The 11,990-nt window shown below is 29.2% G+C and carries 6 protein-coding genes and 1 pseudogene; 3 read left to right on the top strand and 4 right to left on the bottom strand.

Annotated features, from left to right (window positions below; genetic code table 11):
• Window positions 1–445: 445 nt before the first annotated feature.
• Window positions 446–661: pseudogene (locus R4I97_RS09240) on the bottom strand (glycerate kinase); the annotation flags it as partial.
• Between the two features lie 198 nt (window positions 662–859).
• Between R4I97_RS09240 and lpxC the strand changes: the two are divergent.
• Genes lpxC through hemW form a run of 3 tightly spaced genes read left to right on the top strand, consistent with a single transcriptional unit; the run spans window position 860 to window position 4,139 of the window.
• The gene (gene lpxC / locus R4I97_RS09235) at window positions 860–2,140 is read left to right on the top strand and encodes a UDP-3-O-acyl-N-acetylglucosamine deacetylase (RefSeq protein ID WP_335784755.1); all 1,281 of its coding nucleotides are present in this window, start codon (window positions 860–862) and stop codon (window positions 2,138–2,140) included.
• Between the two features lie 17 nt (window positions 2,141–2,157).
• Window positions 2,158–3,012, top strand: a complete 855-nt coding sequence (locus tag R4I97_RS09230) for an RNA polymerase sigma factor RpoD/SigA (RefSeq protein ID WP_335784754.1) — start codon at window positions 2,158–2,160, stop codon at window positions 3,010–3,012.
• A complete protein-coding gene (gene hemW / locus R4I97_RS09225) occupies window positions 3,012–4,139 on the top strand; it encodes a radical SAM family heme chaperone HemW (protein ID WP_335784753.1) in 1,128 nt (375 codons plus the stop codon). Before R4I97_RS09230 ends, hemW begins: the two co-directional genes overlap by 1 nt.
• Here the strand turns inward: hemW and R4I97_RS09220 are convergent.
• The 3 genes from R4I97_RS09220 to R4I97_RS09210 form a co-directional block, all read right to left on the bottom strand.
• Window positions 4,134–4,430: a Trp family transcriptional regulator gene (locus tag R4I97_RS09220; RefSeq protein ID WP_157151559.1), complete on the bottom strand. Its 297-nt coding sequence runs from the start codon at window positions 4,428–4,430 to the stop codon at window positions 4,134–4,136. The genes hemW and R4I97_RS09220 overlap by 6 nt on opposite strands.
• Before the next feature lie 121 nt (window positions 4,431–4,551).
• Entirely contained in the window at window positions 4,552–11,511 is a 6,960-nt protein-coding gene (locus R4I97_RS09215) for an ABC transporter (RefSeq protein WP_335784752.1), read from the bottom strand.
• A gap of 60 nt (window positions 11,512–11,571) precedes the next feature.
• Window positions 11,572–11,904, bottom strand: coding sequence for an STAS domain-containing protein (locus R4I97_RS09210; protein WP_335784751.1), 333 nt, complete (start codon window positions 11,902–11,904; stop codon window positions 11,572–11,574).
• Window positions 11,905–11,990 lie beyond the last annotated feature (86 nt).

Below are 11,990 nucleotides of genomic sequence, written 5' to 3'. Positions count from 1 at the left end.
GTGCTGCGGCTCGCAGTTGATAAAGATATAGAAATTCTTAAACAGCTCTTACACCTTCGAAAGCTTCAAAAAAAAGGAGTTATGCAAAAGTTATTAACTGGCGAGGTTAGAGTTTAGGATATATTTATTGTGTACTAATAGGATATATTTATTGTGTACTAAAAAGTAACAACCCGCACGCATAAAAGATATATGTTAATAAGAGGTTATACTTTATTGAATGCAGTTCTTTTGGTTCTTTTATACCAATACCGAAAGGTACCTACTCGGTAAAAGAACTGGGGTGCTACCCTAAGGGCAAGCTTCGCAGGGGGAAAAGCCACCACAAATATTAATTTTAAAATATAAATTTAGAAAATATAAAAATCTTTAGTAAGTATTAAAGTGATTATATTTTTATAAATTATAATTATTAACTTTTTCCCGCAGCAAAAAGTGCAAATATTTTTACTATTGTTTTTTTTACATCAACTCTTATAAACTCTCCCCCAGCAGCATAAATCACACTTTCAACTGTACCCTCGCCCCGTCTTCTATAGGAACCTTTTTTATAATAACATCTTTAACTGCCTTTAATACCTCCTCTCTCTATACACTCGCAAACCTCTAAACTACTCGCACTTCCCTTAAATGAATCTGGTATTATTATTATCTTTTTCATATACAAAAATTAATCCTTATAAAGTTTATATATATATTTAATTAATTTATATTTTTTTCATTTTTATATACATATAAACTATATTAAAAAATGAATAATTATACTATTATATTAACATAATTCCGATAATTTATATATATAATATATTGATTTTATATTATTAATATAATATTATATTTAAAGTAGGAAATTTGAATTATGATGAAAAATAATGTATTAATAATAGATGATGAAGAAGATATTTTGAATGCTTGTAAAAATGTATTAGAAGATGAAGGATATGATGTTGATATTGCAAACAGTTATGAGGAAGCTTTAAAAACATTTAACAGCAAAAAGGTAGATTTAGTATTTTTAGATGTATGGCTTCCTAATGTAGATGGTTTGGATATATTATCAAAAATAAAAAATAAATATCCTGATACTGCTGTTATAATGATGAGCGGACATGCTGGTGTAGAAACTGCTGTAAGAGCTACCAAAATGGGAGCTTATGACTTTTTAGAAAAACCTATCAGCATAAGCAAATTATTATCTTCATGCGATGAAGTTTTTAAGAAAAATGAAAAAAGCATAGAAAATAATACTTTAAATAACAATAATATCCATCATCATAAATCTAACAACAAATATAAAGTGAAGCAAAGAACAATAGCTAAAAGTATAGTTGTAAGCGGTTTTGCCCTAATGGAAGGAAGAAAAACAGCCCTTACTTTAGTACCTGCTGAAGTTAATACCGGCATCGTTTTTATTGATATTAATACCAACACTCAAATAAAATTAGACCACACCAACATACTTTCAAAAGATAAATCAGGAGCGGTAAACTCTACAGCATTAGTAGCAGGAAACAGATATATAAAAACAACCGAGCATTTCTTGGCAGCACTTCACATGATGGGCATAACAAACTTAATAGTAAAATGCGACGGGGAAGTACCTAATGTTGATGGTTCTGCATTAGTATTTTGTAATGCTTTGAAAGAGGCTGGATTTGTTGAGCAAGATGATTATATAGAGCCTATAGTGATAGATGAAACTCTCACCTATGGAAATGTTAATGATAATGAAACTTATATAATACTTTCTCCTTATGATGGTCTTGAGGTGAGTTTGCGTATAGATTTTGCAGGAACAATCGGCGTTCAGGAGTATACATACAAGTTTGATAATTTCGAGCAGTTTACTGAGGAAGTAGGAAGGGCAAGGTCTTTTAACACTATAGATAATATTGACTATGCTCAAAAGATGGGTATGGCTGGAAGCGGCATGATAGGAAGCCATATACTTCTTAGCGACGGTAAAGTAATTAATACAAAACTTCATTTCGATAATGAGTTTGTAAGACATAAGATTTTAGATATAATAGGAGACTTGTATATATTAGGAAGACCTATCATAGGAAGGGTGATAGCTAATAAATCTTCACATTCCTTTAATCATTCTGTTGTACATGATCTTGCTAATAGATATTTATAAAGGACAGCTAAAATTAGATGCCAAACAGTAAAACAAAGAGTAATTTAGAAGAAAATAATAATATATCTTTATATTTTGCAGATGCCAAGAGAGAGAAACTTCTTACAAGAGAAGAGGAAATAGAATTAACTCAAAGACTAAAAAAGGGAGATTCTCAGGCGAGGGCTAAGCTTATAAGAAGCAATTTAAGATTTGTAATAAGCATTGCCAAGCAGTATAAAAACAGCGGTTTGCTTTTGGAAGATTTAATAGGTGAGGGCAATTTGGGGCTTATAATAGCAACTGATAGATTTGACCCTGACAAGGGATATCATTTTATTTCTTATGCTGTTTATTGGATAAGACAGAGCATATTAAGAGCCATCAATGAAAAATCAAGACTCATAAGGCTTCCTTTGAATAAGGCTATGGATTTGGTGGATTTAGAGAGGGCTGTTCATCAATGCTACTACAAGACTGGACACATGCCTGATGTTGAGGATTTAGCTTCCATATTAAAAAAAGAGCCTAGAGAAATTAGAAATATTATGGCTATGAATAATGAATATGTGTCGCTTGAAAAAGACTTTAATATGGATGGGGTTAAAGACAGATTGGTTGATGTGGTTGAAGATAAAAACAGCAAAACTGTTGAAGATATTCTATCTGATAAAGAGCTTACTGAAGAATTGAAAATTGCTATGGAAGGGCTTTCCGATATAGAAAAAGAAATAGTTAATGCAAGATATGGTCTTGACCAAGAGAAAAAAACTTTAAAAGAGATTGGAGAGAACTATTCATTTACAAAAGAACGTATAAGACAAATAGAAAAAAAAGCCCTTAAAAAAATGTATTATAAAAGATACAGCTCTCTTAAAGATTTCTTAAACTAATGTCTGGTCTATACATACATATACCCTTTTGCACATACAAATGCAGCTACTGTAATTTTTTTTCTGTTGTTAATATGAATGAAAAAGAAACATATAAAAACTATGCAGAAGCACTTATATCAGAATTAAAACTAAGAATAAATGATTATAAAGAAGAAATAAATACAATATATTTCGGAGGAGGCACTCCTTCAGTATTAAATGCTAATTTACTTAAATATTTATTAGACAATATATTAACCATTCTTAAAAATCATCAAAACATAAAACTAATAAAAGAAATAACAATAGAATCAAATATTAATGATATAAACAGTGAATATATTAGTTTTTTAGAAAGTATAGAAAATATAAGAATATCATTAGGGCTTCAAACATTCAATGAAAAATCTTTGTCTCTCATCAATAGGCATACAGAATTAGAAGAGATAATAAAAGCGCTAAAAATAATAAATGACTCCGCTATAGCAAACATCTCTCTTGACTTCATATCTGGACTTCCCCTAAATGATAAGCTTCAAACAAAAAAAGACATTCTAAAAGCATTAGATATTCTCCCCAAAACAAAACATATATCGCTTTACTATTTGGAACTTACAAAATCACTCGAAGAGAAATGGAGAGATTATCTGCCAAAAGAAGAGGAAAGTGTGGAATATTATGAAATATCTTCAAACACATTAAAAGATTTGGGATTTATAAGATACGAAATATCAAACTATGCTATTAATAATTATGAGTCAATACATAATTCAAATTACTGGAAACTAAAAAGTTATTTAGGCTTGGGAGCTTCTGCTGTAGGATACTACAACAATGAAAGATACGAAAACATAAGAAACATTAAAGACTATATCGAACATGTTAAACAAAATAAAAAGCCTAATAGAGAAATAGAATATATAGACAAAGAAACACAAAAAAAAGAGTTTATATTTCTTTCTTTAAGGACTGTAAAAGGCATAGATATAAATAATTATAATACTCTATTTAAAGAAGACTTTATAGACAAATATTCAGCCATTATAAAAAACAACAAAAATTATTTCCTTATAACAGATGAATATTTATCTATAAAAGAAAATTATTTTAATTATGCAGATGAGATTAGTTTATTGTTTTTATGATTTGTTTAGAGATTCTTGAAACTCTTTATTGTTCATTAGGTATTTATCAACTATAACCGCCAAAGCACTATCTTGTTTTTTTAATTCCTTTGCCCCTCTTGTAATGGAACAAAGACTAGCATTTAAGCTTTTTGCTATTTCGTATTGAGGCATTTTCCTCCTTAGCAAGGTGACTATCCTAAGTCTTTGCTGAATCATATCTTGTTCGTCCTTTGTAAAAAGCTCTGAAAGCAGGCTTTTAATAAACTTCTCATCATTTTCTGTTGCTAAAATATGTGCTAATAAGTCCATTGATACTCCTATATATTATTAAATATAATATTACTTTTTATGATATTTATATATAGTTAAGTATAGAACAAATATAATTTTTTGCAAGTGTAATTATGTTTTTAACTTAAAAATATGCTTTTTATTTTGGTATGCCAGGAAGTATGTAGTCAAATAAAGTATAGCTTCCCTTAAATAATGTATTTATATCTGAAGCATTGATAATATTAGGGTTTACAGCATTATTTTTAATATATCTGTAAGAATCTATGACGCCATTATTAAAGTTCATATACAAATATTTCATAACAGTGTAATAATCGCCTGATAAGTCTGTACTGTATGTAAACATTAATTTGTTATTGCTTCTGTCGCTTAAATACCTAAATATATCAGCATTTCTTGCAGGAGAGAGGAATATATCTTCTTTATTATAAGGCTTATTGTAGTTGGTGTCTATTCCTATATAGTGAGTAAGAGGCACTTTTCTATTTCCCTTACCATAACCAACAGCTAAACTCTCTAATGATGTGTAAAAATTAGTTTGAGTATTTAATTTAATATTAGCCTTGCCTATATTAATAACGTCCATAGGCACGTACTTTAACTCTCTTATCTTTATAACATCAGCATTCTTAAAATCATTAAAATAAGCAAAAGGTATAGTAAACAAATTAGGATAAGAGCCTGTAATATAAACAGTGTTCACCCTTGATGCATTTTTAGATACATCTGAAGGAAGCATTTGAGACTCTATAGTTTTTAATGCTTTCATTCTTTCATTAGCATTAGGAGCATTTGTAAATGCAGTTAAACTATCTCTCAATTTATCAATAGATACAAGAGAAGATTTTTTTACTTCATTATCACCAACAACATAACTGTAAGAAGTATATTTATCATCTTCATAAGAATAGAATATAAACATAGTATTGGTGTTTTCATTACTAAATATGTTGTATGCATTATAAATATTCTTTCTAAAATCGCTCTCAGGCACTCTTATTTTATTTAGAAGTCCGTATATATAACTTGGCTTATCTTTATAAAGCGAATAAAATAAATTAGCAAATGATGAAATAGTATTAGCTTCAAATATATACTGATTGCCGTAAATATAATCCATAGTTAAGAATATATTAGCCTCATTTGTAGTTTTATTATCTAATATTGTATTTGCAACTGTGAGTATTTGATTTGTATTTGTCATTAGAGTAAGCAAGTTTGTTACTTTATCTAAAGGAGTTTTAGCATATATTAAATCATAAAGCACTGCTATTTCTAATATTTTATTTTTATTTGTGCCTGTAGTTCTCTGTGCTATATAATTTACATATCTTACATTATTTTCTACAGTCTCCCCTGACTTTAAGAATCTTGACAATGTGCGAGGAGTAAAGTATTCATCTATTAAATGATAATTTTCATTTGTGTATAGATACATAAAATGCAAAGCTCTTCTAGCACCCTTAACAGCCCCTTCATCTCCAAGTCTTCTATAAACAGGAAGCATTGCCTTCATAAAGTAGTAGGCATTAGAATCGCTTATATTACTGTAGGAGGAAGCAAAATATTTATATCCGTCTTCAGAGAGATTGTATGCAGTGTTGGTGTCTTTTACATTATATCTATCTTCTATAAAATAAGCATAATTATACATAATCTCATTAGGAGATTGTGAATAGCTTATAATATTAGAAATCATGCTAACAGAAGGCGTTTTTTTGTATGATGCAAGCAAACGGCTTTTGAAATTATAAGTTTCATTTGAAAGAGTTGTCATGCTATTATCTGGCTTTCCGTATACTGTAAAGAGATTGTTGTCATAGCCTTTCATACTATCTTCCAAAGAGTTGCTTACAAGACTTTGGAAATAATTAGTATAAAACATTATTCTTGAATATGTATTAGAATTGCCTACTACTAATGCTATATTATTAACTTCTTTTAATACTTCTTTATTTTCATCAAAAGTTTTCTTGTCTGCATAAAGTATGTAGAAATTCTTTTTCATTAAGTTTGATATATCAGAAGCCTTAGCATCTGTAATGTCCACAACCAAAGGCACATAGGAGTTAGTTAATAAATCATTAAACGGTATAAACCTAAACTTTCTTACTCTGTTAGTAGAGCGAGTAGTAGTATTAGTTATATTATTAGTAATTATATTATTAGTACTGATTTCATTATCAATTTCATTATTATCATTTTCTACATAATTAACCTGCATCACTCTTGCTTCATTTTCTCTATAATTATCTGCATAGTTTACATTATTTGTAAGAAGAGTGTTGCTTGCAGAAGAGGCAGTCATATCTATATTTTTTCTGTCGTTTCTATTAACCTTATAAAAAGAAATTAATCTGTTATCAACATAAGCAACCTTAGGAGGAAGCATATACTCAGTAGAATCATAAAGCTCGCGTACAAATGCGTTGTTATTACTGCTCATAACAATAGGACTCTCACCAATATGAGTAACATAGTTTTTTGTCTTTATTAAGTCATTAGTTTGATAATAGAAATAAGTCTTTTTGTTCTCCCTCACAAATCTATAACCTAAATAAGTATCCCATATTAGAGTCTCATCACTACGCATTGATTTATCTATATCTGTAGCCTTCACATCGCAAATTACTATATTTTTTATAGGCGTATTTTCAAAAGTTTTAATAGCCTCTTTTTCATATTCTGTAATTTCTTTTAGAGATGATGCTTCTAATTTTTTGTCATAATTAGCTGTTACTGCAGACAAATATTTTTGATAAGCATAGAGAGCTTTTTCATATAGTTTATAATAATCTCTAAGATAATAATTATTCTCTCCGAGTGTATAGAGCCTTTTATCTAAAAAATCCTTACGCATATCTATTGCATCAAACATAGCAAGTATATTAATGCTCGCATCAGGATAATTGCCTTCCAAAAACTCTATTACTTTATACCTTGCTTCCTGCAGTATAGGGTTATTTTCTTCTGCAAAAGTAATCATAAATACGCTTTCTCTTAATCTCTGTAATATTCTAAACACATACATTACAGGCTCATCAAGACTGTCAGGATAAATATCTCTATACTTCTCACTAAAATCTATTAAAGTAGTAAGTATGGCAATCTCCTCAACTGCAAAAGCATTAACCTTAGCCTTAGAAAAAGCAGATATATATTCTCTCGCCGCCTCTTCAATATTGCCCGCAAGCTCATAAGCCTTAGCTAAATTATAGCGAATAATTATTTCAGTCTTTAAGTCCACAGGGAAGTTTGAGTTTGATGAGAGTATATATTTATATCTATCAATAGCATTTTTTAGCATATAAAGTCTTTGAACATTAACATCATGCATGCTCATATCCAAAGAGCCGTCATTTTTCTTTCTGTTAAGCATTAAATCATTAGCTTCAGAAGTAAGCTTCAAAGCCATTATATATTGAAAAGCTGCTATATGTGAATATAATAATAATCTGTCTTTAGAGCTTACGCTGTTGTTTGTAGAAAGCACCTGAAGAGTTTTTATAGTATCAAACAACTCCATAAAAAAATCTCTTCTCATAGCAGTTAAATCATTTTGCGATAAATATCTTAAATAAAGTGATGATAAGCTCAAATAGTTTTTAGCATCATTTTGAGCATTTTCGTATATTAAACTTGGGTTATTGTTAAGGGCATTAGAGTTTATAGTTTTTCTGTATTCTTCTATAGACTTTCTAAAAGACATAATAGAATTAGAAACAGAGCCTTGCTTATAATATAAATAACCTTCATTATTGTAGTAGGTAGAAAGCATTAAAGGCTGTATTGATTTTTTTGGCTTATCTTTAATAATATAATTTCTATATGAAGATAAAGCTTCTCTTGCCTCTGAATATCTTCCCATCTTCTCATAAAGCTCTTGATATATAGAATAAAGCATCTGCTGTTTATCAACATTAAGAGGCTCACCCGGTATATATCCTCCGAAAGAAGCAAGCCCTAAGTTTACAACATTGATATTAGCACCATATAAAGTAATACTTACATAATTTGGATTATATGAAGAAGAATCCAAACTGTCTATTTTTGCCTTCACATTGTCGCAGTATTTTAATGCATTGTTATAATCTTCAAGTTTTAAGTAGCAAGCAGCAATAAGAAGTTCATTAAGTTCATTCTGCTCTACATTGTTTGTAATTATAGTATTTCTTTCTAATAAAGATTCAATAGCTTTAGTGTAGTCTTTTTGTTCAATGGCAGCAACTGAAGTGTATCCTACTATTTTGTATACTGCTTCACTGTCTCCAAGTCTTTCAAAAATCTCTCTGGCTTTATTATATTCTCTATAAGCTCCATTAATATCATTGTTCATCCACAAAGAATATCCATAGAAGAAATGATACCAAGCCTTACTCTTGTCGCTTCCTACACTGTTTAATAGCATTTCAGCTTCTTTATATTCATTAGCTGCATCAGAGTATCTGCCGTTTATTAAGTAAGAGTTTGCAAGCATTATAGATACAACATTAGGCTTAGTTTTTATTTTGCTTTTAGCCATTATAAGAGAATCAATTATTTCGCTTTCCAAATTTGGCGTTTGAAGAGTTAATTGATTGTAGCCTATATATTTATCATTATTTACATTATTGTCTTTATAGCTTGGCACTAATTCCATTATGCTTTTATATGTTTTATCGCTTTGAAGCACCTGCATCTTTAAGGCTTCTGCAAATGTAAGCATTTCAGCCTTTTTTATATAATAATTCTCTTCATCAGGATAAAGGAATATAGCAAAATCCATATAAGAGACTGCTTTATCTACTATAGTATTAAAAGACTTATTCAAATACAAATAAAATCCGTCTTCTCTTTTTTTCTCGCTAAGCACATACCTTTCGCTGTCATATTGTTTAGACATAGCTATGCCGTAATATCTATTAGCCAAATAATAGTAGGCATTAGCAAGCTCTGCATGTGCTGCATGCTCTGAATATCTTGTAGATAAAAGAGTTCTCTCCCTCTCTGCTATAGTTTTCTCAAGTGATTCTATGGTGCTGTATGCTCTAAGTCCGCTTTCAATAATTCTTGAAGAAGCATTGGCATCATTAGGATTATAAACTAAAACTTCTTGATAATTGTCATAAGCAATATTATATCTCTCTTCATTATAAGCATTGTCTGCTAAAGTTCTATAATAGTTGGCAAGTATTCTTTTGGATTCTTTTGCTTCATAAGTAGGCTCAAAGTTTTTGCCTCCGCTTTTTACGGCATTTACTAATAATTGATAAGCTGCATCATCTTTTTTGTCTAATAATATTTTAGCATTAGCATAATAACCCAAAGCAAGCATTATATCATTTTTTGATTCCATATACGGCTGAAATAAATTGGTTGCCGCATCATAATTTTTAGCAAGTATAAGTCCGTCTAAATATATAAGTCTGCTTGCTACAGATAATGGTGAGTATGGGTGGGAATTATCTATTATAGTTTGATAAGGAATCTTTGAATCTTTTATAAAATCTTTTGCTATTTCAAGTCTGTCTGCAAATATTAAATCTTTTCTTCTATAAGGTTTATTATACAAATCCTCATCTGCAGGATATTTATAATTATTATCTTCAAGTGAATGAGAATATAATTTTGATATTAATACATATAAATCTTTGCTGCTGTCATAGTCTATTATACTATTTAGCATTTCTAATGTTGAAGCATTTGTGTTATTTTTATTATATTTTTCATTAGCAGATATGTAACCCGCCCAAGATAAAGCATTTACTATATTTTCATTGCTTGTGATAATTGATTCATTTGTAGTATAATATGAAGCATTAAGCCAATTATCATTAGTGTCAAAATTTTCATCTATCTTTAAAGCCAAAAATCCGTAAAAAGTGTTAGTATATTCTGTTGTTAGAACATTTTTTGAAGTATTGTAAATATCTCTGTTGTTATTAGTATAGGCCTGATACATTACATCGAAATAAGCCTTTGATACATTGCCCCTATCTTCATCTGAAGGGAAATACTCTGAAAACTTCTCTATTACTTCAACTTTTCTGTTATAAGGCAAAGCAACAAAGGTATTATACATATCATTAGCATTAGCATCTTTAATGAAATATTCTTTGGTAGAGCCCATAGTTACTATACTAGTGCCTGAAGTGCTTAATACATAGCTTCCTACTAAAGCAGATTCATAAGCTACATTAAATGTGCTTAAACTTGTATTTTCTTCTAATACATAATATTGTCCTGTAGACAAAGAATAAGACATTAATCTTCTTTTATCATTATATGTTAAATTACCGTCTTTATCAGTATCATTTGCTATTTCAAAATAAATTATAGTGTCGTTGTTGTAAAATGACGGATTAAACTTAAAGGTTTTAGTATCAGTTAAAATCATCAAATTGGTTTGAATATCATTTGTGATGTAGGAGTTAGCTTGCAAGTCTACTACTGCTAATTGAGAATAAGGCTCACCTATTTTTGAAGTAATAAAAGCAATATGTCTGTCATTAAAAGAGAATGTAGGAGAAGAGGCTTCTATATCTGCTCTTTTAATTATTTCCTTACCATTTGGCTTAACTGTGAAGAGTTTTTTTATATTATCTTCTCTGTCTGAAACAAAAGCTATCATATCGGCATTATGAGAGATTTCTGGGTCTGTATCATAGCCTTTATAGTCTGTTATTCTTATTATACTCTGCTCTAAATTTTCTAAATTATTTTTTGAAGCTCTAATACCAAGATTAACTAATTTGTATAAATAAATATCAGAAAAAGCATCATCTCTCGTAGAAGAGAATACCAAATATTTTGATTTACTATCCACAGATACAGAGGAGTCTATTCCCGGGCTTCTTGTGAGCCTAAAAGTTTCAAGCGTATAAGAATCTACAGCAAATATATCAGTATTTCCTGCATTTTCTCTCGAATAATATACCCAAGTTCCTTCCCTGTCTATAACTGAATCTAATACAGGATTCCCCTCTCCAGAAGTTAGAGAATATCTTTTATACTCTCTTAAAAAAGGTCTGCTATTAAAAATAGAATCTGCACTCTTTTGACTGGATGCACAAGATAATAAAATAAATAATGGTAATAATAATAGCCTTAATTTCATAAACCTTTTATAATAATAATTAAAAAATCATTATTCTTAAAACAAAACATTCAAAATATTTTAGAATGTAGCTAAAGCCTCATCAACAGTATCAAAAACTTCAAATAAATCTTCTAAATCTACAGTTTTTAATATTTTTTTTATTGAGCCTGGCACTGAAGCTAAAACAAGTCTTCCGTTTTTATCTTTTACCTTTCTCATCATATTAATAAACACTCTAATTCCGCTTGAACTTAAATATTCAACTTTAGAAATCTCTAAAATTAAATTATTACTTCCAGAATCTATTAATGCATCTAACTCACTTTCTAAAGATACAGATAAATTAACATCTAATTTACCTTCTAACATAACAATTTTTGCTTTACCTTTATCTTCTATATTTAAACTCATAATATATTATTCTCCTTAAAGACTTATTTAGAATATTATAACAAACATAATATTAAAGTCAATAATGAAGCAAAATGATAAATAGA

The organism is Brachyspira pilosicoli, assembly GCF_036997485.1.
GTDB classification, from domain to species: domain Bacteria; phylum Spirochaetota; class Brachyspiria; order Brachyspirales; family Brachyspiraceae; genus Brachyspira; species Brachyspira pilosicoli_C.
Note: the sequence above shows the minus strand (reverse complement) of the source record. Positions and strands in the feature narration are given on the sequence as shown.

What these genes read in the sequence shown, in the direction of transcription:
- lpxC (WP_335784755.1), top strand. Translation starts at nt 860, where the DNA reads ATGATGAAAAATAATGTATTAATAATAGATGATGAAGAAGATATTTTG.
- R4I97_RS09230 (WP_335784754.1), top strand. Translation starts at nt 2,158, where the DNA reads ATGCCAAACAGTAAAACAAAGAGTAATTTAGAAGAAAATAATAATATA.
- hemW (WP_335784753.1), top strand. Translation starts at nt 3,012, where the DNA reads ATGTCTGGTCTATACATACATATACCCTTTTGCACATACAAATGCAGC.
- R4I97_RS09220 (WP_157151559.1), bottom strand. Translation starts at nt 4,430, where the DNA reads ATGGACTTATTAGCACATATTTTAGCAACAGAAAATGATGAGAAGTTT.
- R4I97_RS09215 (WP_335784752.1), bottom strand. Translation starts at nt 11,511, where the DNA reads ATGAAATTAAGGCTATTATTATTACCATTATTTATTTTATTATCTTGT.
- R4I97_RS09210 (WP_335784751.1), bottom strand. Translation starts at nt 11,904, where the DNA reads ATGAGTTTAAATATAGAAGATAAAGGTAAAGCAAAAATTGTTATGTTA.